The sequence below is a fragment of the Citrobacter sp. Cpo065 genome, assembly GCF_030332805.1.
Classification (GTDB): Bacteria; Pseudomonadota; Gammaproteobacteria; order Enterobacterales; family Enterobacteriaceae; genus Citrobacter; species Citrobacter portucalensis.
Genome location: NZ_JAOWHC010000031.1, coordinates 381,341 through 407,666 on the forward strand (window position 1 = coordinate 381,341; position 26,326 = coordinate 407,666).

General features: G+C 53.1%; 25 protein-coding genes. 13 read left to right on the top strand and 12 right to left on the bottom strand.

Going from position 1 to position 26,326, the window contains the following annotated elements; all coding sequences use genetic code 11:
- Positions 1-61 precede the first annotated feature (61 nt).
- From nudF to parE, 5 genes are read left to right on the top strand one after another with little or no spacing between them, the layout of a single operon-like run.
- On the top strand, positions 62-694 hold the full coding sequence (gene nudF, locus OGY68_RS12915; protein ID WP_032945031.1) for an ADP-ribose diphosphatase: 633 nt from the start codon (positions 62-64) through the stop codon (positions 692-694).
- Positions 691-1,113 carry a DUF1249 family protein gene (locus OGY68_RS12920; RefSeq protein ID WP_003024582.1) on the top strand — a complete coding sequence of 141 codons (423 nt, stop codon included), beginning with the start codon at positions 691-693 and terminating at the stop codon, positions 1,111-1,113. Before nudF ends, OGY68_RS12920 begins: the two co-directional genes overlap by 4 nt.
- A 24-nt stretch (positions 1,114-1,137) precedes the next feature.
- Positions 1,138-1,965 carry a 3',5'-cyclic-AMP phosphodiesterase gene (cpdA, locus tag OGY68_RS12925; protein WP_008785825.1) on the top strand — a complete coding sequence of 276 codons (828 nt, stop codon included), beginning with the start codon at positions 1,138-1,140 and terminating at the stop codon, positions 1,963-1,965.
- Positions 1,965-2,546, top strand: a complete 582-nt coding sequence (gene yqiA / locus OGY68_RS12930) for an esterase YqiA (protein ID WP_003024575.1) — start codon at positions 1,965-1,967, stop codon at positions 2,544-2,546. The genes cpdA and yqiA overlap by 1 nt, the downstream gene beginning before the upstream one ends.
- Positions 2,547-2,574: 28 nt before the next feature.
- A complete protein-coding gene (parE, locus tag OGY68_RS12935) occupies positions 2,575-4,467 on the top strand; it encodes a DNA topoisomerase IV subunit B (RefSeq protein WP_003024571.1) in 1,893 nt (630 codons plus the stop codon).
- 106 nt (positions 4,468-4,573) lie between these two features.
- Here the strand turns inward: parE and OGY68_RS12940 are convergent, their stop codons facing one another.
- From OGY68_RS12940 to qseB, 4 genes are all read right to left on the bottom strand, one after another.
- Complete coding sequence (locus tag OGY68_RS12940; protein ID WP_003024557.1) at positions 4,574-4,888, bottom strand: putative quinol monooxygenase; 315 nt, start codon at positions 4,886-4,888, stop codon at positions 4,574-4,576.
- A gap of 30 nt (positions 4,889-4,918) precedes the next feature.
- Positions 4,919-5,500, bottom strand: a complete 582-nt coding sequence (locus OGY68_RS12945) for an NAD(P)H-dependent oxidoreductase (protein WP_032945029.1) — start codon at positions 5,498-5,500, stop codon at positions 4,919-4,921.
- A gap of 109 nt (positions 5,501-5,609) precedes the next feature.
- The gene (qseC, locus tag OGY68_RS12950) at positions 5,610-6,959 is read right to left on the bottom strand and encodes a quorum sensing histidine kinase QseC (RefSeq protein WP_032945028.1); all 1,350 of its coding nucleotides are present in this window, start codon (positions 6,957-6,959) and stop codon (positions 5,610-5,612) included.
- Positions 6,956-7,615: a quorum sensing response regulator transcription factor QseB gene (gene qseB / locus OGY68_RS12955; protein ID WP_057068259.1), complete on the bottom strand. Its 660-nt coding sequence runs from the start codon at positions 7,613-7,615 to the stop codon at positions 6,956-6,958. Before qseB ends, qseC begins: the two co-directional genes overlap by 4 nt.
- Positions 7,616-7,763: 148 nt before the next feature.
- On the opposite strand from qseB, the gene OGY68_RS12960 reads away from it, so the two are divergent.
- From OGY68_RS12960 to ftsP, 4 genes are all read left to right on the top strand, one after another.
- On the top strand, positions 7,764-8,162 hold the full coding sequence (locus OGY68_RS12960) for a YgiW/YdeI family stress tolerance OB fold protein (protein ID WP_003024544.1): 399 nt from the start codon (positions 7,764-7,766) through the stop codon (positions 8,160-8,162).
- Positions 8,163-8,280: 118 nt separating this feature from the next.
- Entirely contained in the window at positions 8,281-10,539 is a 2,259-nt protein-coding gene (gene parC, locus OGY68_RS12965; protein ID WP_003828391.1) for a DNA topoisomerase IV subunit A, read from the top strand.
- Between the two features lie 195 nt (positions 10,540-10,734).
- Positions 10,735-11,472: a 1-acylglycerol-3-phosphate O-acyltransferase gene (gene plsC / locus OGY68_RS12970; protein WP_003024540.1), complete on the top strand. Its 738-nt coding sequence runs from the start codon at positions 10,735-10,737 to the stop codon at positions 11,470-11,472.
- A 71-nt stretch (positions 11,473-11,543) separates the two neighbouring features.
- Positions 11,544-12,956, top strand: a complete 1,413-nt coding sequence (gene ftsP / locus OGY68_RS12975) for a cell division protein FtsP (RefSeq protein WP_008785819.1) — start codon at positions 11,544-11,546, stop codon at positions 12,954-12,956.
- 16 nt (positions 12,957-12,972) lie between these two features.
- Here the strand turns inward: ftsP and OGY68_RS12980 are convergent, their stop codons facing one another.
- The gene (locus tag OGY68_RS12980; protein ID WP_048236773.1) at positions 12,973-14,448 is read right to left on the bottom strand and encodes a TrkH family potassium uptake protein; all 1,476 of its coding nucleotides are present in this window, start codon (positions 14,446-14,448) and stop codon (positions 12,973-12,975) included.
- Positions 14,449-14,647: 199 nt separating this feature from the next.
- Here OGY68_RS12980 and OGY68_RS12985 point away from each other — a divergent pair, with 199 nt between their 5' ends.
- Positions 14,648-16,819 (top strand): YgiQ family radical SAM protein, encoded by a 2,172-nt coding sequence (locus OGY68_RS12985; protein WP_003024532.1) that lies wholly within the window; start codon positions 14,648-14,650, stop codon positions 16,817-16,819.
- A 103-nt stretch (positions 16,820-16,922) separates the two neighbouring features.
- Here OGY68_RS12985 and OGY68_RS12990 read toward each other — a convergent pair whose 3' ends face one another.
- From OGY68_RS12990 to yqhD, 4 genes are all read right to left on the bottom strand, one after another.
- A complete protein-coding gene (locus OGY68_RS12990) occupies positions 16,923-17,378 on the bottom strand; it encodes an HIT family protein (RefSeq protein WP_008785817.1) in 456 nt (151 codons plus the stop codon).
- 44 nt (positions 17,379-17,422) lie between these two features.
- Complete coding sequence (locus tag OGY68_RS12995; protein ID WP_057068265.1) at positions 17,423-18,877, bottom strand: DASS family sodium-coupled anion symporter; 1,455 nt, start codon at positions 18,875-18,877, stop codon at positions 17,423-17,425.
- A gap of 188 nt (positions 18,878-19,065) precedes the next feature.
- Positions 19,066-19,893, bottom strand: coding sequence for a 2,5-didehydrogluconate reductase DkgA (gene dkgA, locus OGY68_RS13000; RefSeq protein WP_008785816.1), 828 nt, complete (start codon positions 19,891-19,893; stop codon positions 19,066-19,068).
- A 224-nt stretch (positions 19,894-20,117) separates the two neighbouring features.
- On the bottom strand, positions 20,118-21,281 hold the full coding sequence (yqhD, locus tag OGY68_RS13005) for an alcohol dehydrogenase (RefSeq protein ID WP_286617112.1): 1,164 nt from the start codon (positions 21,279-21,281) through the stop codon (positions 20,118-20,120).
- Between the two features lie 194 nt (positions 21,282-21,475).
- Between yqhD and OGY68_RS13010 the strand changes: the two genes are divergently transcribed.
- Positions 21,476-22,375, top strand: coding sequence for an AraC family transcriptional regulator (locus tag OGY68_RS13010; RefSeq protein WP_032941737.1), 900 nt, complete (start codon positions 21,476-21,478; stop codon positions 22,373-22,375).
- Positions 22,376-22,445: 70 nt separating this feature from the next.
- On the opposite strand, the gene yghB is transcribed toward OGY68_RS13010, so the two are convergent.
- Positions 22,446-23,105, bottom strand: coding sequence for a DedA family general envelope maintenance protein YghB (gene yghB, locus OGY68_RS13015; RefSeq protein WP_003024510.1), 660 nt, complete (start codon positions 23,103-23,105; stop codon positions 22,446-22,448).
- Positions 23,106-23,236: 131 nt separating this feature from the next.
- On the bottom strand, positions 23,237-24,424 hold the full coding sequence (gene metC, locus OGY68_RS13020; RefSeq protein WP_032945009.1) for a cystathionine beta-lyase: 1,188 nt from the start codon (positions 24,422-24,424) through the stop codon (positions 23,237-23,239).
- Between the two features lie 250 nt (positions 24,425-24,674).
- Here metC and exbB point away from each other — a divergent pair, with 250 nt between their 5' ends.
- Positions 24,675-25,409 carry a tol-pal system-associated acyl-CoA thioesterase gene (gene exbB, locus OGY68_RS13025; protein WP_032945006.1) on the top strand — a complete coding sequence of 245 codons (735 nt, stop codon included), beginning with the start codon at positions 24,675-24,677 and terminating at the stop codon, positions 25,407-25,409.
- Positions 25,410-25,415: 6 nt separating this feature from the next.
- Entirely contained in the window at positions 25,416-25,841 is a 426-nt protein-coding gene (gene exbD, locus OGY68_RS13030) for a TonB system transport protein ExbD (protein WP_008785812.1), read from the top strand.
- A 77-nt stretch (positions 25,842-25,918) separates the two neighbouring features.
- On the opposite strand, the gene OGY68_RS13035 is transcribed toward exbD, so the two are convergent.
- Positions 25,919-26,326, bottom strand: coding sequence for a hypothetical protein (locus OGY68_RS13035; protein ID WP_057068268.1), 408 nt, complete (start codon positions 26,324-26,326; stop codon positions 25,919-25,921).

Consider the following 26,326-nt stretch of genomic DNA (forward strand, 5'->3'; position numbering starts at 1 on the left):
AACATCAGTCAAACGACCTTGAAATTCACATTTTAATCACTATTGGTTTCAGGACAGCACAATGCGTAAACCAGACAACTTGCCAATGACTTTCACTAAAAATGATGTAGAAATTATTGCACGAGAAAAGCTATACCGCGGTTTTTTTTCACTGGATCTTTATCGGTTTCGCCATCGCCTGTTTAACGGGGGGATGAGCGGCGAGGTAACGCGCGAAATTTTTGAGCGCGGACACGCGGCAGTCTTGCTACCCTTTGACCCTGAGCGAGATGAAGTTGTGCTGGTCGAGCAGATCCGTATCGCGGCATTTGATACCAGCGAAAGCCCGTGGTTACTGGAGATGGTGGCCGGGATGATCGAAGAGGGCGAAACCGTTGAAGATGTAGCCCGTCGTGAAGCAATGGAAGAGGCCGGGCTGGAAGTTAAACGGACGAAGCCCGTTCTGAGCTATCTGGCAAGCCCGGGTGGCACCAGTGAGCGCCTGTCTATTTTAGTCGGCGAAGTGGACGCCACGACCGCGAGCGGGATCCATGGTCTGGCTGATGAAAACGAAGATATTCGTGTTCATGTGGTGAGCCGGGAACAGGCTTATCAATGGGTTGAAGAGGGGAAAATCGACAACGCAGCGTCTGTCATCGCCTTGCAATGGTTACAGCTGCACTATCAAGAGTTAAAAACTGAGTGGAAAAAATGAAGCGTTACACACCTGACTTCCCTGAAATGATGCGTCTGTGCGAAACCAACTATTCGCAATTGCGCCGCCTGCTGCCACGTAATGATGCAGCCGGTGAAACAGTGAGCTATCAGGTAGCAAACGCACAATATCGGTTAACGATCGTTGAATCGACCCGATACACTACGCTTGTTGCGATCGAACAAACGGCACCGGCCGTCACATACTGGAGCCTGCCGTCATTGACCGTGCGCCTGTATCATGACGCAAGGGTGGCTGAAGTGTGTTCAAGTCAGCAGATCTTTCGCTTCAAAGCGCGGTATGATTATCCAAATAAAAAGTTGCATCAACGCGACGAAAAGCATCAAATTAATCAGTTTCTGGCCGACTGGTTACGGTACTGTTTAGCACATGGAGCGATGGCGATTCCGGTTTATTAGCGTCGTGAAACCTAAGGACACCATTTGGAAAGCCTGTTAACCCTTCCTTTGGCTGGTGAGGCCAGAGTCAGGATCTTACAAATTACAGACACTCACCTGTTTGCCGAAAAGCATGAAACGCTGCTGGGTGTGAACACCTGGGACAGCTATCAATCCGTACTGGATGCAATACATGCAGAGTCGCCTGAGTACGATCTGATCGTCGCGACGGGTGATTTGGCGCAGGATCAATCCGCTGCGGCTTATCAGCATTTTGCTGAGGGCATCGCAAGTTTTCGTGCGCCCTGCGTTTGGCTACCGGGCAATCACGATTTTCAGCCGGCAATGTACAGCGCGCTGCAGGATGCGGGCATTTCCCCGGCTAAACGCGTTTTCATTGGCGAACAGTGGCAAATCTTGCTGCTCGACAGCCAGGTGTTCGGCGTTCCCCACGGTGAGTTAAGTGAATTCCAGCTCGAATGGCTGGAGCGTAAACTTGCTGATGCGCCAGAGCGTAATACCTTGCTGCTTCTGCATCATCATCCTCTGCCTGCGGGCTGCAGCTGGCTCGATCAGCACAGTCTGCGTAATGCCGCTGAGCTGGATAACGTGCTGGTGAATTATCCTCGCGCCAGGTATCTATTGTGCGGGCATATTCATCAGGAACTGGATCTGGACTGGAACGGTCGCCGTCTGCTGGCGACGCCGTCGACCTGCGTGCAATTTAAACCGCACTGTTCCAACTTCACATTGGATACCATCAGCCCAGGCTGGCGGACGCTGGAGCTTTTTGCCGACGGGACGTTGCAGACTCAGGTACGTCGTCTGCAGGGTAATCGGTTCCACCCTGATACCGCTTCAGAAGGCTACTGATGTCTACGCTTCTCTATCTTCACGGATTTAATAGCTCTCCTCGTTCGGCGAAGGCGTGTTTACTGAAAAACTGGCTGGCGGAACACCACCCGCACGTTGAGATGATCGTGCCGCAGCTACCTCCGTATCCTGCGCAAGCCGCAGAGATGCTGGAATCGATCATTCTTGAACACGGCGGAGAGTCGCTGGGGATTGTCGGTTCCTCTTTAGGCGGCTATTACGCCACCTGGCTGTCGCAATGTTTTATGCTGCCGGCAGTGGTGGTGAACCCTGCCGTACGGCCTTATGAACTGCTGGTCGACTATCTCGGTCAAAACGAGAACCCCTACACGGGGCAGCAATATGTGCTAGAGTCACGCCATATTTACGATCTTAAAGTCATGCAGATTGACCCGCTGGAAGCGCCGGATTTGATCTGGCTGCTCCAACAAACGGGCGATGAAGTGTTGGACTACCGCCAGGCGGTGGCGTATTACGCCTCCTGCCGTCAGACAGTTATTGAGGGCGGAAACCACGCATTCACGGGCTTCGAAGATTATTTCAACCCGATTGTCGATTTCCTTGGACTGCACAGTTTCTGACGATCAATTCGAATTGCTTATTTAAACCATGACGCAAACTTATAACGCTGATGCCATTGAGGTACTCACTGGGCTTGAGCCGGTACGCCGTCGCCCTGGGATGTACACCGATACGACCCGTCCGAACCATCTTGGGCAGGAAGTGATTGATAACAGTGTGGATGAAGCACTGGCGGGCCACGCAAAACGCGTGGACGTGATCTTACATGCCGACCAGTCTCTGGAAGTCATTGATGACGGACGCGGCATGCCGGTAGATATTCACCCTGAAGAAGGCGTTCCGGCGGTTGAGCTGATCCTCTGTCGTCTGCACGCGGGCGGCAAGTTCTCTAACAAGAACTACCAGTTCTCCGGTGGTCTGCACGGTGTGGGTATCTCCGTTGTTAACGCCCTGTCCAAACGTGTGGAAGTGAACGTGCGCCGCGACGGGCAGGTATACAACATCGCGTTTGAGAATGGCGATAAAGTGCAGGATTTACAGGTTGTCGGTACCTGCGGCAAACGCAATACCGGGACCAGCGTGCACTTCTGGCCGGATGAAAGCTTCTTTGACAGCCCGCGTTTTTCTGTTTCGCGCTTAACGCACGTACTGAAAGCCAAAGCGGTACTGTGCCCAGGCGTTGAGATCACTTTTAAGGATGAGGTCAACAACAGCGAGCAGCGCTGGTGCTACCAGGATGGTTTAAATGACTATCTGAGCGAAGCGGTGAATGGCCTACCGACGCTGCCGGAAAAACCGTTTATCGGTAATTTCAGCGGTGAGACGGAGACGGTGGACTGGGCGCTGCTCTGGCTGCCGGAAGGCGGCGAGCTGCTGACCGAAAGCTATGTGAACCTGATCCCAACCATGCAGGGCGGTACGCACGTTAACGGTCTGCGTCAGGGACTGCTGGATGCGATGCGCGAGTTCTGCGAATACCGTAACATCCTGCCGCGTGGCGTGAAGCTGTCGGCGGAAGATATCTGGGATCGCTGTGCTTACGTGCTGTCGGTAAAAATGCAGGATCCGCAGTTTGCCGGACAAACCAAAGAGCGCCTCTCTTCGCGTCAGTGTGCGGCATTCGTCTCTGGCGTGGTGAAAGATGCATTCAGCCTGTGGCTGAACCAGAACGTGCAGTCAGCCGAACTGCTGGCTGAGATGGCGATTTCCAGCGCGCAGCGTCGTCTGCGTGCAGCGAAAAAAGTAGTGCGTAAAAAGCTGACCAGCGGTCCGGCACTGCCGGGTAAACTGGCGGACTGTACCGCACAGGATCTTAATCGCACCGAACTGTTCCTTGTCGAAGGTGACTCGGCGGGCGGATCGGCCAAGCAGGCGCGCGATCGTGAATATCAGGCGATCATGCCGCTGAAAGGTAAGATCCTCAATACCTGGGAAGTCTCTTCCGATGAAGTACTGGCTTCGCAGGAAGTTCACGATATTTCCGTGGCGATCGGTATCGATCCGGACAGCGACGATCTGAGCCAATTGCGCTATGGCAAGATCTGTATCCTGGCGGATGCGGACTCCGATGGCCTGCACATCGCCACGCTGCTGTGCGCGCTGTTTGTGAAGCACTTCCGCACGCTGGTGAAACACGGTCACGTCTACGTGGCGCTGCCGCCGTTATACCGTATCGACCTCGGCAAAGAGGTCTATTACGCGCTGACGGAAGAAGAGAAAGCGGGCGTACTGGAGCAGTTAAAGCGCAAGAAAGGCAAGCCGAACGTGCAGCGCTTTAAAGGTCTGGGTGAAATGAACCCGATGCAGCTTCGTGAAACTACGCTGGATCCGAACACCCGTCGCCTGGTGCAGCTCATTATCGATGATGAAGACGATCAGCGTACCAACGCAATGATGGATATGCTGCTGGCCAAGAAGCGTTCTGAAGATCGTCGTAACTGGTTGCAGGAGAAAGGCGACCTGGCGGATCTCGAAGGGTAATTGCATGTAGAAAAGCCGGAGACGGGCGTAAAATGCCTTATCCGGCTCTCATCTGACGAAGCGATTTATGCCGGATAGCTAAGCGTCACCCGGCAAATCGACAATCTTAAATGCCCGACTCCAGAATACGAATATTCATGTCCAGCACGTCACCTTTCACGGCTTCGCTGTAGGCTTTCATATGCGGGGTCTGCAAATGCGCTTCAAGATGCGCGATGCTTTCCCACTGCTCAACCATCACGATTGAATCTGGTGCTGTAGTCTGAAAACTCACACCTGCGGCATGATCCACCATCGGCGCATAGCCGTGGCAGCCTTCTTCTTTCAGTACGGTCGGAACGATTTTGGCAAACTGATCCAGTACCGCCTGGCGGTGATGTTGACCTGGACGTGTACGGATTTCTGCAATAACGGTAAGCATGGTTAACTCCTTCTAATTCCAGGTTACCAGTTAACCAAAAATTTCGGTCAGATGCTTGCGATATTCTGCGATATAACGCGGGACGTCCGGCATTTTAATCACGTCATTGGTGATAAAGGTCGGCAGCGCTTCCATTCCCAGGAACTGGTTTGCTTTATGGAACGGGAGATAGACGCCATCAACGCCAACGCCATGGAAGAACTGGTCTTTTTCAGTGAAGGCTTCCATCGGTGCGTTCCAGGTCAGAGACAGCATGTATTTTTTGCCCTGAATCAGTCCGCCGGAACCGTATTTTTTTGACGCATCTGAACGCGTGCGACCATCGCTGGCGTACAGCGTACCGTGCCCGGCAGTGAACACGTCATCAATGTATTTTTTCACCGTCCACGGCGCGCCCATCCACCAGCCAGGCATCTGCCAGATAACCGCATCGGCCCAGACGAAATTCTGCACTTCTGCTTTTACGTCATAATCGCTGTCTGCGCGTACGACTTTAACATCATGCCCGAGGTCGCGCAGGATACCGTCCGCGACCTCGGTCAGGGTGTCATTCAGTTGACCATTCGAATGGCCGAATTTTTTCGCCCCGTTGATAATCAGAATGTTGCTCATTTTGTGTCCTCAAGGAAATACGTTTGAGGACGATTTTACTCCCACCAGCGGTGCGGTGAAATTAGCAAAATGTGCAAAGTCTTTTGCTATATGAGCAACAATAACGCAATTACCAACTGACTTTTGCTTCAAAGCCACCTTCCGGAGCGTTGCCGAACGAGGCTGACATCCCATGCAATATCGCGATACGACGGACAATCGACAGGCCGAGACCGCTGCCGGTCACGCTTTGCCCCGGTGGGCGATAAAAGCGTTCTCCAATGTGCATCAGAACTTCCGGCGCAATACCTGGACCATTGTCTTTGACGCTAAAATTGCGGGCGTTTAGCGTCACTTCCACAATGCTTCCCCGGGGACTATAGCGAATCGCATTATCCAGCAGATTTCGCACCATCAGGCTGAGTAACAGCGGTTGCCCGGTACATGTGATGCCGTGCGCGTTAATCTGCAAACGTACGTCAATATGCGCCTGCTGGGCCGAATGGTAGATATCCATCACCGAAGATTGCAGCAACTCCTCCAGCGAGATTTCTGCCACATCCTGAAGATTGTCGAGGGAGTCAAGGCGCGAAAGCGTCAGTAACTGATCGACCAGACGCGTGGCGCGATCGATCCCGGCCTGCATCTGCATTAAGGCTTTTTGCCGTGCCTGCGGGTCATCGTCAGACAGTTGCGCCACTTCGGTTTGCACTTTCAGCGCCGTCAATGGACTACGCAACTCGTGAGCGGCATCTGAAGTAAAGCGCCGTTCACGCACCATGGTGGTATGAATTCGGGTGAAAAGTTGGTTGAGTGATTCAACCAGCGGGCGAACCTCGCCAGGAATGCCTTTCAAACTGAGCGGTTCTTCTGATTCCGGGTCGCGTAAACGTAGCGCCTGCGCCAGTTTCTTCAGTGGCTTAAGTTCAAGACTTAACAACACAATCAGGATTAACAGCATCAGCGGCAGAGCGACCAACCACGGCACCAATTGTGCTGTCACAATCGCTAAAGCCATATCTTCACGATATTCCCATTCCTGGCCGACAACGATTCGATACTTTTTATCTGCGGAAGTCAGCCAGACAAAACGCCATTTATCGTTGTCGCCATTCAGATAGCCATCGTCAAAACCTTCCCGGCGGTAGCTGTAGGGAATGTATTGGCCATTGTCGCCATCGTGAAGAACCATTTTCCCTTCTGGCGTGTAGGCCGCGAAGGTCAGTACATCGTCGTCAATATGACCATGCTTGAATTTTTTCGGGGTATGCGCGATGCGTTCAGAGGCTTTGAGTTCATCAAGATCCAGCGTGACCAGACGCTTGGCGAACAGCATTTGCTGCGTGTCGAACATCTCATTCACGTTATCGGTGGTTTGCTTCCAGGCGACAAAGCTGGAAATCAGCCAGGTCACTAAAACCAAAATCATGAAGATAAGCGTTAGCCTGATGCGCAGGCTGAGGCGTTGTGCGAGTTTCATGCGTCACCCAGGGTGTAGCCAATGCCATGCACGGTACGGATAAAGTCGCTGCCGAGCTTACGGCGTAAGTGATGGACGTGTACTTCAACCGCATTGCTGGAGACGTTTTCGTCCCAGGTATACAGTTTTTCTTCAATCAGTTTGCGGGGCAGGACGCGGCCCTTGTTACGCATAAGCAGCTCCAGCAGCGCGAACTCTTTGGGCTTAAGAGACAACGGTTCGCCAGCCGCTGTGGCGACCAGCGCGCCGGGATCAAGCGTCACCTCGCCATGGCGTAATGTGTTGCTGGCCTGGCCGCTGGCACGACGCACCAGCGCCTCCAGCCTGGCGGCAACTTCGATCAGCGCAAAGGGTTTGCACAGATAGTCATCTGCGCCCAGGCGCAGGCCTTCAACGCGTTCTGCCAGCGCGTCGCGAGCGGTCAGAATCAGCACAGGCTCCTGCTTTCCGTTGGCTCGCCATTCGCGCAAAATGTCCCGTCCGTCTATGCCTGGCAGCGTCAGGTCGAGGATTACCGCATCATAAGGTGCGCTGTAGAGTGCTTCTTTCCCTTGGCGACCTTCGGTAAACCAGTCGATGCTGAAACCCATTTTACTCAGACCTGTTTTCAGGCCATCGCCAATCAACGTGTCATCTTCGATCAGTAAAATACGCATATGTTCATCCCTGCGAACTCATTTGCAGTTAGTAAACCTGTGGCTACAGCCTCTGTACAGCAAAAAAAGTATCTTTTTTTGCCTTAAGAACTTGTTAAGGATTAACTTATTTAATAGTCGTAAACCAACATGAAAGGGAGACATGACGATGAAAAAATTAGCTGCAATGGTTGCCGTAATGGCACTGTGTTCCGCACCTGTTCTGGCAGCTCAGCAGGGCGGCTTCTCTGGGCCAACGACAACCACCACGCAGAGCCAAAACGGCGGATTTGTCGGCCCGAACGGTAGCAGCACGACGGTAGAAAGCGCCAAATCACTGCGTGATGACACCTGGGTTACCCTGCGCGGGAACATCGTTGAGCGTATTTCCGACGACCTGTACGTGTTTAAAGATGCGACCGGCACGGTGAATGTGGATATCGACCACAAGCGCTGGAACGGCGTAACCGTCACACCGCAGGATGTGGTTGAAATCCAGGGTGAAGTGGATAAAGACTGGAACTCCGTTGAAATCGACGTAAAACAGATTACCAAAGTTGCTAAGTAATCCCCATCAGGGCCGCATTCGCGGCCCTTTTCTTTGTGACTCAACACGCCAGATAGGGTAGTATCTGCGGCAATATTGCCCTTCAATAGAGGGGTACAAAGTTGAGGAACCACGATTAATGAGCGATATGGCAGAGCGCCTGGCGCTGCATGAATTCACGGAAAACGCCTATCTGAACTATTCCATGTACGTCATCATGGACAGGGCGTTGCCGTTTATTGGCGATGGTTTGAAACCCGTTCAGCGTCGCATCGTATACGCGATGTCCGAACTGGGGCTGAATGCCAGCGCCAAATTTAAAAAATCCGCCCGTACCGTCGGTGACGTGCTGGGTAAATACCATCCGCACGGCGACAGCGCCTGCTATGAAGCGATGGTGCTGATGGCGCAGCCGTTCTCTTACCGTTACCCGCTGGTTGACGGGCAGGGGAACTGGGGGGCACCGGACGATCCGAAATCCTTCGCGGCGATGCGTTATACCGAATCACGCCTGTCTAAATATGCGGAAGTCTTGCTGGGCGAACTCGGTCAGGGAACGTCGGACTGGGTGCCAAACTTCGACGGCACCATGCAGGAGCCGAAGATGCTGCCTGCGCGTCTGCCAAATATTCTGCTGAACGGCACGACCGGTATTGCCGTTGGTATGGCAACGGACATTCCGCCACATAACCTGCGTGAAGTGGCAAAAGCAGCGATTACCCTGATTGAGCAGCCGAAAACGACGCTGGATCAGTTGCTGGATATCGTGCAAGGGCCGGATTACCCGACCGAAGCGGAGATTATTACTTCGCGCGCGGAAATTCGTAAGATTTACGAGAACGGACGCGGCTCCGTACGTATGCGTGCGGTATGGACGAAAGAAGACGGCGCGGTGGTGATTTCCGCGCTGCCGCATCAGGTTTCCGGGGCAAAAGTGCTGGAGCAGATCGCTGCTCAAATGCGCAATAAAAAGCTGCCGATGGTAGACGACCTGCGCGACGAATCGGATCACGAAAACCCGACCCGTCTGGTGATTGTCCCGCGCTCTAATCGTGTGGATATGGAGCAGGTGATGAACCACCTGTTTGCCACTACCGATCTGGAAAAGAGCTACCGTATCAACCTGAACATGATCGGTCTTGATGGTCGTCCGGCGGTGAAAAACCTGCTGGAGATCCTCACCGAATGGCTGGCGTTCCGCCGCGATACCGTACGTCGCCGCCTGAATTATCGTCTGGAAAAAGTGCTCAAGCGCCTGCACATCCTTGAAGGTTTGCTGGTGGCGTTCCTCAATATTGACGAAGTCATCGAAATTATTCGTCATGAAGATGAACCTAAGCCTGAGCTGATGTCGCGGTTTGGCATTTCTGAAACCCAGGCTGAAGCCATCCTTGAGCTGAAATTGCGCCACCTTGCCAAACTCGAAGAAATGAAAATCCGCGGTGAGCAGGATGAGCTGGCGAAAGAGCGCGATCAGTTGCAGGCCATTCTGGCTTCCGAACGTAAAATGAGTAACCTGCTGAAGAAAGAGCTGCAGGCCGATGCAGACGCCTATGGCGACGATCGTCGTTCTCCGTTGCAGGAGCGCGAAGAAGCGAAGGCGATGAGCGAGCACGACATGCTGCCATCTGAGCCGGTGACCATTGTGTTGTCCCAGAGTGGCTGGGTGCGTAGCGCGAAAGGCCACGACATCGATGCGCCAGGATTAAGCTATAAAGCGGGCGACAGCTTTAAGTCGGCAGTGAAGGGTAAGAGCAACCAGCCGGTGGTGTTCGTGGACTCGACCGGACGCAGCTATGCCATCGACCCGATTACGCTGCCGTCGGCGCGCGGTCAGGGTGAACCGCTGACCGGGAAGCTCACGCTGCCGCCAGGCGCGACGGTTGAGCACATGCTGATGGAAGGCGACGATCAGAAACTGCTGATGGCCTCCGATGCGGGCTACGGTTTTGTCTGTACCTTCAATGACCTGGTCGCACGTAACCGTGCGGGTAAGGCATTGATTACGCTGCCAGAAAATGCGCGCGTGATGCAGCCGGTGGTGATTGAAGATGAAACCGACATGCTACTGGCTATTACTCAGGCTGGCCGCATGTTGATGTTCCCGGTGAGCGATTTACCGCAGTTGTCGAAAGGCAAAGGGAACAAGATCATTAATATCCCTTCAGCGGAAGCGGCGAAAGGCGAGGATGGCCTGGCGCAACTTTACGTGCTGCCGCCGCAGAGCACGCTGACCATCCACGTCGGTAAGCGCAAAATCAAACTGCGTCCTGAAGAGTTGCAGAAAGTGACCGGAGAGCGCGGCCGTCGCGGCACGCTAATGCGTGGTCTGCAGCGTATCGACAGCATTGAGATTGACTCGCCTCGACGCGCCAGTCACGGCGACAGCGAAGAATAACGCTACCGTCCGGCTCTCCCTGTTAAAGCCCAGGGAGAGCCAACGTTAAAAATTCCCGTGAAACCGTTGTTTATTCGTGCGTTGCGATTAACAATACGCTTTTCCAGAGAGCCGCCCTTAACAAAGCCCTAACCTGATACCGCGTGATGAATCAGGTGACGTAAAATGCCAGGCTCTTAGGCCTTAGAGGTTGTTATGCTATATATTTTTCGTTTAATTATTACTGTTATTTACTGCGTTCTGGTCTGTATTTTCGGTTGCATATACTGTCTGTTCAGCCCACGAAATCCAAAACACGTTGCAACGTTCGGCCATATGTTTGGCCGCCTGGCTCCCCTTTATGGCCTGAAGGTCGAGTGCCGCATGCCGGCAGACGCGCAGAACTATGGTAATGCTATCTATATTTGTAACCATCAGAACAACTATGACATGGTTACCGCTGCGAATATCGTTCAGCCGCCGACGGTGACGGTAGGTAAAAAAAGCCTGCTGTGGATCCCTTTCTTCGGGCAGCTGTACTGGTTAACCGGTAACCTGTTGATTGACAGAAACAACCGCGCTAAAGCGCACAGCACCATTGCTGCCGTGGTGAATCATTTCAAAAAACGCCGCATTTCTATCTGGATGTTCCCTGAAGGGACGCGTAGCCGCGGTCGCGGTCTGCTGCCGTTTAAAACCGGCGCGTTCCATGCAGCGATTGCTGCTGGTGTCCCGGTCATTCCGGTGTGCGTTTCCACAACCTCGAACAAGATAAAACTCAATCGACTCAATAATGGTCTGGCAATTGTCGAGATGTTGCCACCGGTGGATATTAGCCACTTTGGGAAAGATCAGGTTCGTGAACTGGCAGCGCATTGCCGCACGCTGATGGAACAAAAAATCGCAGAACTCGATAAAGAAGTTGCTGAGCGGGAAGCCGCCGGAAAGGTTTAATCCGCGCAATTCGGGTTTTTTACAGGAAATGACTTCCTGCGTGTTAATAGCCAGTTTTTTATGGAGTTTATATGTCATTCAGTCGGCGTCAGTTCATTCAGGCATCGGGGATCGCACTGTGTGCAGGTGCTGTTCCGCTGAAGGCTAATGCTGCCGGTCAGCAACAACCCTTACCCGTGCCTCCGCTGCTGGAATCCCGCCGGGGGCAGCCGCTATTTATGACGCTGCAACGTGCGCACTGGTCCTTTACACAAGGCACGCGCGCACCTGTATGGGGAATTAACGGCCGCTATCTGGGACCGACAATCCGTGTCTGGAAAGGGGATGACGTCAAGCTTATCTACAGCAACCGTCTGACTGAAAATGTCTCGATGACCGTCGCCGGGTTGCAGGTACCAGGCCCGCTGATGGGCGGCCCGGCGCGCATGATGTCCCCGAATGCTGACTGGGCGCCGGTGCTACCGATTCGCCAGAATGCCGCCACGTTGTGGTATCACGCTAATACGCCAAATCGTACTGCTCAGCAGGTCTATAACGGTCTTGCCGGGATGTGGCTGGTTGAAGATGAAGTGAGTAAATCACTGTCTATTCCCAACCACTATGGCGTGGATGATTTTCCGGTCATAATCCAGGACAAGCGGCTGGACAACTTTGGCACGCCGGAATACAGCGAGCCCGGCAGCGGTGGCTTTGTCGGTGATACGCTGCTGGTCAATGGGGCGCAGAGCCCGTATGTCGAAGTCTCCCGCGGCTGGGTGCGCTTGCGTTTGTTGAACGCTTCAAACTCGCGTCGTTACCAGCTGCAAATGAGTGATGGCCGTGCTCTGCATGTGATTTCCGGCGATCAGGGTTTTTTACCTGCGCCTGTTTCGGTGAAGCAGCTCTCGCTGGCACCGGGCGAGCGTCGTGAGATCCTGGTGGATATGACGAATGGTAATGAGGTCTCTATCACCTGTGGTGAAGCGGCCAGTATTGTCGACAGGATCCGCGGGTTCTTTGAGCCTTCCAGTATTCTCATCTCCACGCTGGTATTGACGTTGCGCCCGACAGGTCTCCTGCCGCTGGTGACTGACAGCCTGCCAATGCGCCTGCTGCCAACGGAAATCCTCAGCGGTTCGCCGATTCGCAGCCGTGATATCAGCCTGGACGACGATCCTGGCATCAACGGTCAGCTGTGGGACGTCAATCGTATGGATATTACTGCCCAGCAGGGCTCCTGGGAGCGCTGGACGGTGCGGGCGGATATGCCCCAGTCCTTCCATATTGAAGGTGTTTCGTTCCTGATCCGTAATGTGAATGGCGCGATGCCGTTCCCGGAAGACAGAGGCTGGAAAGATACTGTCTGGGTTGATGGCCAGGTTGAATTACTGGTTTATTACGGACAGCCTTCCTGGGCCCATTTCCCGTTCTACTTTAATAGCCAGACGCTGGAAATGGCGGATCGTGGCTCAATCGGACAGATGTTGGTGAACCCGGCGCCGTAATGCGCCGGGGTATTCGTTACGCCCGCCAGAACATGCGCGAGAACAGGATCAGAATGGGGTAAATCTCCAGACGCCCCATGATCATGGCCGCGCACATCAGTAGCTTTGCTTCCTCGTTTAAGGTGCCAAATGTCGTGGCGGTGACGCCAAATCCCAGCCCCATATTGTTGATGCAGGCGGCGACGGTGGCGAAAGAGGAGAAGAGATCGTAGCCCATCAGATTGAGCGCCCAGATAAAAAAGCTGGTGAACAAAACGTAGAGAAAGAAAAAGCTCCATACCGAACGCACCACCCGGTCGCTTACCACGCTATTGCCCACTTTGATATTCAGCAGGGCTCGAGGGTGCGCGAGCTGGTGTAACTCCTGACGGCACTGCTTGAACATAATCAAAAAGCGTAGCACCTTAATCCCCCCGCAGGTCGATCCCACACAACCGCCGAAGAAACTGGCGCTGAGCAGCATGAAGATCGTGTGCGAAGGCCACTGCGCGTAATCCGCCGTCGACAGGCCATTATCTGTCAGCATCGAACTGGCCAGAAAAAAAGCATGCACCAGGCTGTCCGTTAATCCGTACATGCCTGCCCGCCAAACTTGCCAGGTGGCGATCAGAGTGACCACCAACGCAATAAGCAAAAAGAAACGCAGTTCGGCATTACGACGAAAGGGTTTGAAGGTACGTTTCACGATAGCAACGTACCAGAGGGTGAAGTTAAACGCAGACAGCAGTGAAAATACCCCGGCGACAAGCTCAATGGCATGGCTGTTATAAAAGCCGATGCTCTCGCTGCGAGTGGAAAATCCGCCGAGAGAGACCGTCGACAGCCCGTGGCATAAGGCGTCGAAAAACGACATCCCGGCAGCCCAGTAGGCCAGAGTACAAATAAGACCCAGAATGACATAGGTCATCCACAGCGTGCGTGCAGTATCAGCAAGTCTTGGCGTGAGGCGTTCTTCTTTAAAAGGGCCCGGCATTTCAGACTGATACAGCTTCATGCCACCAATACCCAGCAGAGGCAATACCGCCACGGCGAGGACGATAACACCCAGACCGCCAATAAAATTGAGCTGAGCCCGATAGTACAGATACGACTTCGGCAAGGCGCTGACATCATCAATCACCGTTGCGCCTGTAGTGGTAATCCCAGAAACTCCTTCAAACAGGGCATCCGCAAAAGAGAGGTTTAAGCCATCGTCCATCCACATCGGCATCGCGCTGATAAACGAAAACAATAGCCAGAACAGGACGATAATGACGAAACCATCCCGGGTGCGCAGTTGAATCCCCGCATGTTTGGTTGCCAACCACGCCCCGCCGCCGAGGGTGAAGAAAGTCATAAACGTGCTGAAAAAAGCGAACAAGCTCCGCTCTTTGTTTAACAAAGCGATGAGCATCGGTGGCAGCATAGAAAAGCTGTAGAGAAGAACCAGAAATCCGCACAGGTGAACAACAACCCGTAACTGGGAAATATGCAGTGAATCGTTGAGTCGCAATGAAAAATCCCCCGCCGAAAAAGAGTTATCTCAGCTGGCCGGCATGGTCTTAATTATGATCGATAAAAATGATCGTCGTAAAATTTAACAATTTATATAACTTTCTACTGGTCTGGTTCAGACTCCACTTCATTTCTTGCCGACATACAGCGTATAATCCTCGGCCTTTGATTATTTTTTTACCATTTTTGGAAGCATTATGAGCGCAATATCCCTGATCCAGCCGGACAGAGACCTTTTCTCCTGGCCGCAGTACTGGGCTGCCTGTTTTGGCCCGGCACCGTTTTTGCCGATGTCACGCGACGAAATGGACCAACTTGGCTGGGATAGCTGCGACATCATTCTGGTTACCGGCGATGCATACGTCGATCATCCCAGCTTTGGCATGGCAATTTGCGGACGTATGCTGGAAGCGCAGGGCTTTCGCGTAGGGATTATCGCCCAGCCGGAGTGGAACAACAAAGACGATTTTATGCGTTTGGGTAAACCGAACCTGTTCTTTGGTGTGACCGCAGGCAACATGGACTCGATGATCAACCGTTACACCGCCGATCGCCGACTGCGCCATGACGATGCCTACACACCGGACAACGTTGCGGGCAAACGTCCGGACCGCGCCACGCTGGTCTATACCCAGCGCTGTAAAGAAGCATGGAAAGATGTGCCGGTTATTCTCGGCGGTATTGAGGCCAGCCTGCGCCGTACCGCGCACTATGACTACTGGTCCGATACCGTTCGTCGCTCTGTTCTGGTGGATTCCAAAGCCGACATGCTGATGTTCGGCAACGGCGAACGTCCGCTGGTGGAAGTGGCGCATCGTCTGGCGATGGGCGAAACCATCGATCAGATCCGCGACGTGCGTAACACTGCGATTATGGTTAAAGAAGCGCTGCCGGGCTGGAGTGGGGTGGATTCCACGCGCCTCGACACGCCGGGCAAGATTGACCCGATCCCGCATCCGTATGGTGAAGATCTGCCGTGTGCTGACAACAAGCCGGTCGCACCGAAAAAGCAGGAAGCGAAAGCGGTAACTGTACAGCCGCCGCGCCCGAAACCGTGGGAAAAAACCTACGTGCTGCTGCCGTCCTTCGAAAAAGTGAAGGGCGATAAAGTGCTGTATGCGCATGCGTCGCGTATCCTGCACCACGAAACCAACCCAGGCTGTGCGCGTGCGCTGATGCAAAAGCACGGCGATCGCTACATCTGGATCAACCCGCCAGCCATTCCGCTCTCTACCGAAGAGATGGATAGCGTCTTTGCGCTGCCGTACAAACGCGTGCCGCATCCGGCGTATGGCGACAGCCGCATTCCGGCCTATGAGATGATCCGTTTCTCGATCAACATTATGCGTGGCTGCTTTGGCGGCTGTTCGTTCTGTTCGATTACCGAGCACGAAGGTCGCATCATCCAGAGCCGCTCTGAAGACTCGATCATCAATGAAATCGAAGCCATTCGCGACACCGTTCCAGGTTTTACCGGCGTGATTTCCGACCTCGGCGGCCCAACGGCGAACATGTATATGCTGCGCTGTAAGTCACCGCGCGCGGAGCAAACTTGCCGTCGTCTGTCATGCGTCTATCCGGATATCTGTCCGCATATGGACACCAACCACGAACCGACGATTAACCTTTATCGTCGTGCGCGTGATTTGAAAGGCATTAAAAAGATCCTCATCGCTTCGGGCGTGCGTTACGACATCGCGGTTGAAGACCCGCGTTATATCAAAGAGCTGGCGACCCACCACGTTGGCGGCTACCTGAAGATTGCGCCAGAGCATACCGAAGAAGGCCCGCTGTCGAAGATGATGAAACCGGGGATGGGCAGCTACGATCGCTTTAAGGAATTGTTCGATACCTACTCTAAGCAAGCGGGTAAAGAGCAATACCTGATCCCGTACTTTATTTCCGCGCACCCGGGTACGCGTGACGAAGATATGGTGAATCTGGCGTTGTGGTTGAAGCAACGTCGTTTCCGTCTGGATCAGGTGCAGAACTTCTATCCATCGCCGTTGGCGAACTCCACAACCATGTATTACACCGGGAAAAACCCGCTGGGTAAAATTGGTTATAAGAGTGAAGACGTGGTGGTGCCGAAAGGTGATAAGCAGCGTCGTTTGCATAAAGCCCTGCTGCGTTACCACGATCCAGCCAACTGGCCGTTAATCCGCCAGGCGCTGGAAGATATGGGTAAAAAGCATCTGATCGGCGGTCGTCGCGAATGTCTGGTCCCGGCGCCTACGCTGGAAGAGATGCGCGAAGCGCGTCGCCAAAACCGTCATACTCGCCCGGCATTGACCAAGCACACACCGGTGGCGCATCAGCGCCAGACGCCTGCCGCAAACAAAAAACGCGGGAAAGTGGCAGGGCGCTAATCTGCCTTGCCCGGTGGTGAAACGCTTATCAGGCCTACAAATAGCACGATTTTGTAGGCCGGATAAGGTGCTTGAACCGCCATCCGGCAGAGAGACTCAGTATTTATGCTTCACGAATTCTGGCCGCTAATGCGGCCAGTTTTGCATCATCCGCTCGTTCATGATCGTGTGACGAAAGATATCCTTCATACTGCTCGAAAAATTTGTTCTGCCGCGCTTCAATCGGTTTCCAGTGGGTTAGATCGCCAGTACCGTGCATGGGGCTTAATTTGCTGTGCACATGGTCTACGCCGAAACCTTCGAAGAACATCCCCGTACGACTGACATCCGGGAAAGCTTTATCCAGTTTCTTAGCCACTTTTTGGGTCGCCAGCATCAGATCAGCCAGTGCCTGCGGCGGCATATCGAAGGCATAGCTGGGATAATGCTTTTTCGGGATCACCACGGTAAAACCGTCGGTGTTCGGGAAAATCGACAGAAAAGCCAGATGATGCTCGTCTTCCCAGACCTTATGGCAGGGTGCTTTACCTTCAACTATTTGACAGAAAATACAGGTCATTCCTTTTCTCCGCAGGTAAGGTGATTCGTCAGGACGCAGTCAGTTTAGTACAGACCCAACACCTTCCACCACATCAGACCCACGGTGATAAACACCGCCTGGTTAAACAAGCTGATGATAAATCCTGTACGCCACCAGACGCCCGTTGGAACGTACCCGGCACCAAACAGGATTGGACCGCGAGCGTGGGTGTACTGGGTGAGCGAGCAGTACAAACTGCTGGTGAAGGCCAGCATTAATGCCGTGGGGGCTGCGGGAATATTCAGATGCAGACCGACACCAAGGAAAACGGCGTACAGCGCGGCAATCTGTGCATTACCGCTGGCAAAAAAGTAGTGGGTATAGAAGTAGGCGGCGTTCAACAGCAGCAGGACGATCACCCAACTGGTACCGTGCATAGTACTGCTCAGGCTATCGCCGATCAGATTGCCAAACCAGGTGGTGAAGCCCAGTTTTTTCAGCTGGTTCGCCATCATCAACAGCGCGGCAAACCAAATCAGTGTGTCCCATGCGCCTTTCTCGCTCTTCACATCTTCCCAGCTCAGAACGCCGCTTAGCAATAAAATGGACAGTCCCACGAACGAAGCAGTGGTGGCGTCGACGCCTAACGTATCGCCAAAAATCCACAGCGCCAGCAGCACGCCGACGGTAGCCAGCATCAGCCATTCGCCGCGAGACATACTGCCCATTTCCGCCAGCTCTTTGCGCGCCAGGTTAGGGGCATCCGGCGTGTGTTTAATTTCCGGGCGCACGATCCAGTAGACCAGCAGTGGAACCAGCAGTAAGGACACCAGGCATGGCAGCAGCGCCGCCATAAACCAGCCGCCCCAGGTCAGCGTGACGCCCGCATTGGCCGCCAGCTTCACCGCCAACAGGTTGCCGGTATAGCCGGTCATAAAGAGCGCGGCGGTGACGTCGTTGACGTTGCCAATACAGGTGATAAGAAAGGTACCGATTTTACTGCGGGACTCATCTTCCGGGTTCGAATGGAAACTGCGTGCCAGAGAGTCAGCAATCGGATAGATGACGCCGCCGCAGCGTGCTGTATTACTCGGCATTGCCGGGGAGAGGATCAGATCGGCAAAGGCCAGACCATAGGCGAGTCCCAGCGTGCGCTTGCCGAGCAGACGGATCATCTGCAGCGCAATGCGTCGTCCGAGGCCGGTTTTGATAAACCCGCGGGCAATCATAAAAGCCACGACGATAAGCCAGATAAGTGAACTGTTCAGCTCACTCAGTGCTGTGGTGATAGCGCCGCTGGCGGTTTTATCCCCGGCAGCATAGGCGAGTGCAAAAACCGTAATCCCAATAATGCCGACCGCGCCGATGGGTAAAACTTTTGCCACGATAGAGGCAATAGTCGCGACGAAAATAATTGCCGAATGCCAGGCTGGTGCACTTAGCCCGGAAGGTGGAGTAAGCTGCCACAGTCCGGCAGAAATGAATATTATAAGAATTAATGGGAGCCATTTGACTCCGCTACTTTTTTTCTCAGTCACGTTTACGCACCTATGGATATGGTGAATGTATTCATCAAATAAATATATTTATTTAATAATTAACAGGTTATGTTGCGTAATGCTGCTCCAGCGACTGCAAGAAATACATCAATATATGTGTGTGAATTGTTTCCTGATATTTCAAATCAGTAAAGGCCCGACGAGAGTGTCGGGCTGGAGGGAAGGGGTTAACCGCCGAACTGATCCGGGTCTGGCCCCAGACGTTTGCCCTGATCGAGTTTCGCGATTTCGCCTAATTCGTCTTTATCCAGGCGGAAGTCCCAGACGTTAAAGTTTTCTGCGATACGCGCAGGGGTGACCGATTTTGGAATCACCACCAGCCCGCTATCCAGGTGCCAGCGGATGACAATCTGCGCCGGTGATTTGCCATATTTCTCAGCGAGGTCACGGATGATCTTTTGATCAAAGACGTCTTTGCCGCCCTGCGCCAGCGGGCTCCAGGATTCGGTCTGGATTTTATGCGTTGCGTTCCAGGCATGCAGTTGGCGCTGTTGCATAAGCGGATGAAGTTCGATCTGGTTAATCACCGGAGGTACGCCGGTTTCATCCATCAACCGCTGGAGATGATTGATCTGAAAGTTGCACACGCCGATGCTCTTAATCAGCCCTTCTTTTTGCAGGTCGATCATGTTTTCCCACGCTTCAACGTAGTGGTCGATCGCCGGAACCGGCCAGTGCATCAGGTATAGATCGAGGTAATCAAGCTGGAGTTTTTCCATGCTTTCGAGCAAGGCTTCCCGGGGGCGTTTTTGGTCATCATTCCACAGCTTGGTGGTGATGAATAACTCGTCCCGTGGTACGCCAGCATCGCGTATTGCTTTGCCGACACCTTCTTCGTTTTTGTACGCCGCAGCGGTATCAATTGAGCGATACCCCACTTCCAGCGCTTTATGAATGGCGGTGATGACTTCTTCGTTGCTTGCCTTCCAGACCCCCAGGCCCAGTTGTGGCATGACGTTACCATCCTGTAGCTTGATAATGGTTGGACCGGTCATAATTTCCCCCCACACTTAATCCTTCAGGCTGCCTCTTTGTTGGCTGCTTGCGTTTACCCCGGTCACGTACTTATGTACGCTCCCGGGGATTCACTTAATTGCCGCCTCGATGCACCATGAATGATTGGGTGTAAATTGAGTTCACCGGGGCAGCCCCCGGTGAGTTAGGTGTGACTTAAGCCTGGTATAAATACCCAAAAACGAAAGGCGGAGGTTAAAAAACCTTAGCGGGCAGCTTCGTAAATCCGACGGCTGACTTCAAGCGTAATGTCCTGATGTTCGCCTAGTTGCGTACCCCCGTGTGCTTCCAGTTTTTCCAGCAATGCCGGGATGGAGCTACCGTCCAGGCCATAGTCAGACAGGCGATTGGGTACGCCCATTTGTTCGAAGAAAGCACGGGTAGCGGCAATGGCAGCGTCGATGCGCTGGTCGTCGGAACCTTCGGTGATATTCCAGATACGCTCTGCGTATTGCAGCAGTTTGGCACGCTTGGTATCACGTTTTTCATTCCACAGCGCTGGCAGAACGATGGCCAGCGTTTGAGCATGATCCAGACCGTGCATTGCGGTCAGTTCATGGCCCAGCATATGCGTTGCCCAGTCCTGCGGTACGCCTGCGCCAATCAGGCCGTTCAGCGCCTGGGTTGCCGCCCACATGACGTTCGCACGCACGTTGTAATTTTCCGGCTCCTGCAAGGCTTTCGGACCTTCTTCTACCAGCGTGAGCAGAATGCCTTCGGCAAAGCGATCCTGAATTTTCCCGTCTACCGGATAAGTCACATACTGTTCCACGGTATGAACAAAAGCATCCACAACGCCGTTTGCAACCTGACGCGGCGGCAGGGTGTAGGTGTAAACCGGATCCAGTACGGCAAACACTGGCTGCACGAACGGGGTCATAAAGGCCAGTTTATCGCCGGTGGTTTTACGCGAAATTACCGCGCCGGAGTTAGATTCAGAGCCGGTTGCAGGCAGGGTTAATACGGAGCCCATCGGGATGGCGCTTGTTACGTCGTTGCCGTGGGTTTCCAGAATGCGCCATGGATCGATGCCATCAGCGTACTGTGCCGCTGCCGCGATGAATTTGGTGCCGTCCAGCACTGAACCGCCACCTACCGCCAGCAGAAACGTCACTTTCTCATCACGCACGATTTTTACTGCGTTCATCAGCGTTTCATAAGACGGGTTTGGCTCGATACCGCCAAACTCCAGCACATCCAGGCCTTTCAGCGCGTCCTGAACCTGTGCCAGGACGCCAGTTTTTTTCACGCTGCCGCCGCCATAGGTAACCAGTACGCGAGCGTCCTGAGGAATTTGATCGCGCAGCTCAGCAATCGCGCCTTTACCAAACAAAATACGTGTTGGGGTATGGAGATTAAAGTTGTTCATTGCTCGTTCCCTTTGGTGGGTAATAAAAGAGGGCAGGTGAGTGTCTGCCGGATGATGAACATTGTGGTCGCCCGCCGCGTTGCTCTCAATGCTCATTTCTGCCGATGTCTTGCCCATTTCTACAGACTGCTGGAGAAAACGGATAAATCTGCGCATTATGTCAAGGTCGAAAACCGATGATGAAATGGTGCCCCATGAACCGTGATGAGATCTGTCTTCTGCTGACAGATAAAATTAAGCAGCTGAAAAGCAATGAAAATAGACTTAACGAACTGCTGCCAGATGTCCGCCTGCTACACGGTACGGAGCCGGCGGCGCGTACACCGGTCATGTATCAGCCAGGCATCATATTTCTCTTTTCGGGACATAAAATTGGTTACATCAATGAGCGCATTTTTCGCTATGACGCCAACGAATACCTGCTGCTAACCGTACCTTTACCCTTTGAATGTGAAACCTATGCGACGCCGGAGGTTCCTCTGGCCGGTATTTATCTGAATGTCGATATCCTGCAATTGCAGGAGCTGCTGATGGACATTGGGGAAGACGAGCTGTTCCAGCCCGCCATGGCGGCCAGCGGGATTAACTCTGCAACGCTCTCTGACGAAATTCTCTGCGCTGCTGAGCGCCTGCTGGATGTGATGGAGCGACCGCTGGATGCGCGTATTCTGGGGAAACAGATTATTCGCGAGATCCTCTACCATGTGCTGACCGGACCGCGCGGCGGCGCGTTACTTGCGCTGGTCAGTCGCCAGACGCATTTCAGTTTGATAAGCCGGGTGCTGAAGCGGATTGAAACCAAATACACCGAAAACCTCAATGTAGAACAGCTGGCGGCAGAGGCGAACATGAGCGTGTCGGCGTTTCATCATAATTTTAAAGCGGTGACCAGCACGTCGCCGCTGCAATATCTTAAGAGCTATCGCCTGCATAAAGCACGGATGATGATGGTTCACGATGGGATGAAGGCCAGTGCGGCAGCCATGCGCGTCGGCTATGAGAGCGCATCGCAATTCAGTCGGGAGTTCAAACGTTTCTTTGGCGTAACGCCGGGGGAAGATGCGGCAAGAATTCGTATGATGCAGGGGAGTTGATTTCTTGTAGGCCTTAAAACTGCGCGCCATCAGGCAAAATGCCGGGAATTACCCCGGCTAAGGATAATACTCAGGCGCTACAGTATTTTTTTTTAATCACCACGAACAATGTTCCCAACAATCCTGCGGTTAACAGGGCAATCGGCAGGATCATTAGAAAGGTCATCACCTGATCTTCATGGCGTTTAACGAACGGGATCATGCTCAGCGCATAGCCGAAACTGGTGACGACGGTGACCCACAGCAGGCCACTCAGCCAGTTAAAAAACTGGAACCGACGGTTAGGAAGCCCTGAAATGCCCGCCATCGTTGGCAGCAAGGTGCGAACAAACGCCAGGAAACGCCCTGCCAGCAGCGCCATCAGACCGTGTTGGTCAAACATGCAGGTCGCGCGCTGATGGTATTTTTCCGGTAATTGCGCCAACCAGCCTTTCACCGTGCGCGTGTTGCCTAGCCAGCGTCCCTGAATATAACTCAGCCAGCAGCCCAGACTGGCTGCGGCCGTCAGAATAGCTATGGTAGGTAAAAAACTCATCACGTCCTGAGCGATCAGCGCTCCTGCCAGTAATAACAGGCTGTCTCCGGGTAAAAAGGAGGCGGGCAGCAGGCCATTTTCTAAAAACAGCGTGGCGAACATGACGAAGTACACCACGCTCACAACGTGCGGATCCGCCAGTGCGGCAAAATCGTGTTGCCAGAGCGCGGAGACAATATCTTGAATGACTACCATGGACTTTCCTGTGGAACAGCGTTTATGTGTGGATTGTACTCCTGAATTGCCCGGGATGCCTTGATCCCGGACGCAACAATTGCAGACTTTTCCACCAGAAGTGTCTGCATATATGTCCATTTGTGGCAATTTTACTCGATTCGGGCAAATCCTGCGGCCAAATCGGCAATCAGATCGTCAACATTCTCTAAACCGATATGTAAACGGATGAGCGTTCCGCTGAAATCCACCTCGCCTTGCGGACGGATTGCCGCAATGTGTTCCGGCTGGTTGGCGAGAATCAGCGACTCAAAACCGCCCCAGGAGTAGGCCATACTGAACAGGCTGAAGTGATCCAGATACGCAGCAAGCTCCTCATTATTGAGCTTCTTATTCAATACAAAGGAGAACAGGCCGCTGCTGCCGGTAAAATCACGCTTCCAGAATTCATGCCCTTTACTGCCGGGCAGTGCCGGGTGGTTCACGCGGGCGACCTGCGGATGGCTGGCCAGCCACTCGGCGACCTTTAAGCTGCTTTCATGGTGCTGACGCAGGCGAACGCTCAGCGTACGCAGTCCACGGCTGGTCATATAGGCGGTATCGGCGTCCAGCATTTGCCCCATCAGATAGGCATTTTCGCGCAGTTGATCCCAGCAGCGGGCATTAGATACCGCCGTGCCGACCATGCCGTCAGAATGACCAATCAGATATTTGGTGCCTGCCTGAATAGAGATATCAATGCCAAAATCCAACGCTTTGAACAGCACCCCGGCAGCCCAGGTGTTATCAATCATGATGATTGCATCCGGCGCGACGCTTCTGACGGCGGCAACAATAGCTGGAACATCATGCACTTCCATAGTGACAGAGCCGGGAGATTCCAGAAATACGACTTTCGTGTTCGGCTGTATGTGCTTAACGATATCGGCGCCAACCAGCGGATCGAACCAGCCGGTGGACACGCCGAGCTTGCCGAGAATTTTGGTGCAGAAATCCTGACTGGGTTCATAGGCGGTATTGGTCATCAGCACATGATCCCCTTGCTCCACAAAGGCAAGGATGGTGTTGGCAACGGCCGCCGCACCGCAGGGGAAGAGCGCGCAACCCGCACCACCTTCCAGTTCGCACATCGCTTCCTGCAGAGAGAAATGCGTCAGGGTTCCGCGACGCCCATAGAAAAGCGCACCGTTCGCCCGGTTGTGCGTGGCCTGTTTTTTGGCCTCTACGGTGTCAAATACCAGCGAAGAAGCGCGCTGGATCACGCTATTTACCGAGCCCAGCGTGTACTTTTTACTGCGTCCTGCGTGAACGAGTTTGGTTTCAAGTTGTTTATCTGCCATGTTGTCTTACCTGTTTTTATACGTCTGGATGTCTAAACTACCATGAATCAAAGATGACGCATCCTGCAGAACGGTCATACAGTAGAAAATAATCTCAAAATGCTTCTGGTGACTTTTTTACTGCGTAAGCGCAAGGAAAAGAAACCAAAGGTGCGGCAATATGTAAATAGTAATGAGAACGACTATCAATTCGACGTCGTTTTGATATGATTACGCTCAGATTTTGTGATTTGCGTCCTGGAGATACAGAGTGGGTAATAATTTGATGCAGACGGATCTTTCCGTCTGGGGTATGTATCAGCACGCCGATATCGTGGTTAAGTGCGTGATGATTGGGCTGATTTTGGCGTCAGTGGTCACCTGGGCTATCTTCTTTAGTAAGAGCCTTGAGTTCTTTACTCAGAAACGCCGCCTTAAGCGTGAACAGCAACTGCTGGCGGAAGCCCGCTCTTTAGATCAGGCAAGTGAAATTGCCGCAGGATTCGATGGCAAAAGCCTGGGCGCACAGTTGATTAACGAAGCGCAGAACGAGCTGGAACTGTCAGAAGGCAGCGACGATAACGAAGGCATTAAAGAGCGTACCGGCTTCCGTCTGGAGCGTCGTGTGGCGGCGGTAGGTCGTCATATGGGCCGCGGTAACGGATACCTGGCCACCATCGGGGCTATCTCTCCATTCGTCGGTCTGTTCGGTACCGTATGGGGCATCATGAATAGCTTTATCGGGATTGCACAAACTCAAACGACCAACCTCGCCGTTGTTGCGCCGGGTATTGCAGAAGCGCTGTTAGCGACCGCAATCGGTCTGGTCGCAGCAATTCCAGCGGTTGTTATCTACAACATTTTCGCACGTCAGATTGGCAGCTATAAAGCGATGCTGGGCGACGTCGCGGCACAGGTGCTGTTGCTGCAAAGTCGCGATCTGGACCTGAATGCAAGCGCGTCCGCGCATCCGGTACGTTCAGCGCAGAAATTACGTGTAGGATAATGTTCCATGGCTATGAGCTTTAATGAAAACCTGGACGATAACGGTGAAATGCATGAAATCAACGTGACGCCGTTTATCGACGTTATGTTGGTTTTATTGATCATCTTTATGGTTGCCGCGCCGTTGGCAACCGTAGATGTGAAGGTGAATCTCCCTGCCTCCACCAGCACGCCGCAGCCGCGTCCGGAAAAACCGGTTTACCTGTCAGTTAAAGCCGATAAGAGTATGTTTATTGGCAACAATCAGGTGACGGATGAAACCATGATTAACGAGCTAAATGCGTTAACTGACGGGAAGAAAGACACCACGATTTTCTTCCGGGCAGATAAAACCGTTGATTATGAGACCATGATGAAGGTGATGGATACGCTGCATCAGGCGGGCTTCCTGAAGATTGGTCTGGTTGGCGAAGAGACTGTGAAAGCGAAGTAATCTTCCTCATTGCCGGGTAATGGTTGCCGCCTTACCCGGCGTGTCTCTCCTGATTCAACTCCCTCGCACACTTGTTCTTATCTGTTCTCATCTAACGCGACCGTGGTTATCCTGGTGGGTTCGTAGTTCCCTTCAGACAGCTTTCGCGTCAGGCGTAAGGTGGCCGTTTCCCGCGCGAGTATATGCTGGTAGGTGCTTTCCAGTCGGGCCATGATTTTGTCCCGCAGTTCTGGTTGCTGCTCCATAATGGCTTCGATCGCGGCACCGTAGATCTCTTCTTTAGCCTGTAGCGAGTAAATTTCACGGCGATTTTGCCATTTCATCCGCACCAGTGCAGCGGGAATAGAGACTATCTCCTGAGCAACGCTTTCCAGTGTCGCGGTTTTATTGGCAATCAACACGGCTAAATTTTGCTTTAAGACAAACTCATCGCTTTTATGGTTATCTAAAGCCAAATAAACATTATTATCCTCAACATCTTTCAT

Excerpts from the sequence above, each read along its gene's own strand:
- nudF (WP_032945031.1), top strand. The coding sequence starts at position 62 with ATGCGTAAACCAGACAACTTGCCAATGACTTTCACTAAAAATGATGTA.
- OGY68_RS12920 (WP_003024582.1), top strand. The coding sequence starts at position 691 with ATGAAGCGTTACACACCTGACTTCCCTGAAATGATGCGTCTGTGCGAA.
- yqiA (WP_003024575.1), top strand. The coding sequence starts at position 1,965 with ATGTCTACGCTTCTCTATCTTCACGGATTTAATAGCTCTCCTCGTTCG.
- parE (WP_003024571.1), top strand. The coding sequence starts at position 2,575 with ATGACGCAAACTTATAACGCTGATGCCATTGAGGTACTCACTGGGCTT.
- OGY68_RS12940 (WP_003024557.1), bottom strand. The coding sequence starts at position 4,888 with ATGCTTACCGTTATTGCAGAAATCCGTACACGTCCAGGTCAACATCAC.
- OGY68_RS12945 (WP_032945029.1), bottom strand. The coding sequence starts at position 5,500 with ATGAGCAACATTCTGATTATCAACGGGGCGAAAAAATTCGGCCATTCG.
- qseC (WP_032945028.1), bottom strand. The coding sequence starts at position 6,959 with ATGAAACTCGCACAACGCCTCAGCCTGCGCATCAGGCTAACGCTTATC.
- qseB (WP_057068259.1), bottom strand. The coding sequence starts at position 7,615 with ATGCGTATTTTACTGATCGAAGATGACACGTTGATTGGCGATGGCCTG.
- OGY68_RS12960 (WP_003024544.1), top strand. The coding sequence starts at position 7,764 with ATGAAAAAATTAGCTGCAATGGTTGCCGTAATGGCACTGTGTTCCGCA.
- parC (WP_003828391.1), top strand. The coding sequence starts at position 8,281 with ATGAGCGATATGGCAGAGCGCCTGGCGCTGCATGAATTCACGGAAAAC.
- plsC (WP_003024540.1), top strand. The coding sequence starts at position 10,735 with ATGCTATATATTTTTCGTTTAATTATTACTGTTATTTACTGCGTTCTG.
- ftsP (WP_008785819.1), top strand. The coding sequence starts at position 11,544 with ATGTCATTCAGTCGGCGTCAGTTCATTCAGGCATCGGGGATCGCACTG.
- OGY68_RS12985 (WP_003024532.1), top strand. The coding sequence starts at position 14,648 with ATGAGCGCAATATCCCTGATCCAGCCGGACAGAGACCTTTTCTCCTGG.
- OGY68_RS12990 (WP_008785817.1), bottom strand. The coding sequence starts at position 17,378 with ATGACCTGTATTTTCTGTCAAATAGTTGAAGGTAAAGCACCCTGCCAT.
- dkgA (WP_008785816.1), bottom strand. The coding sequence starts at position 19,893 with ATGACCGGTCCAACCATTATCAAGCTACAGGATGGTAACGTCATGCCA.
- yqhD (WP_286617112.1), bottom strand. The coding sequence starts at position 21,281 with ATGAACAACTTTAATCTCCATACCCCAACACGTATTTTGTTTGGTAAA.
- OGY68_RS13010 (WP_032941737.1), top strand. The coding sequence starts at position 21,476 with ATGAACCGTGATGAGATCTGTCTTCTGCTGACAGATAAAATTAAGCAG.
- yghB (WP_003024510.1), bottom strand. The coding sequence starts at position 23,105 with ATGGTAGTCATTCAAGATATTGTCTCCGCGCTCTGGCAACACGATTTT.
- metC (WP_032945009.1), bottom strand. The coding sequence starts at position 24,424 with ATGGCAGATAAACAACTTGAAACCAAACTCGTTCACGCAGGACGCAGT.
- exbD (WP_008785812.1), top strand. The coding sequence starts at position 25,416 with ATGGCTATGAGCTTTAATGAAAACCTGGACGATAACGGTGAAATGCAT.
- OGY68_RS13035 (WP_057068268.1), bottom strand. The coding sequence starts at position 26,326 with ATGAAAGATGTTGAGGATAATAATGTTTATTTGGCTTTAGATAACCAT.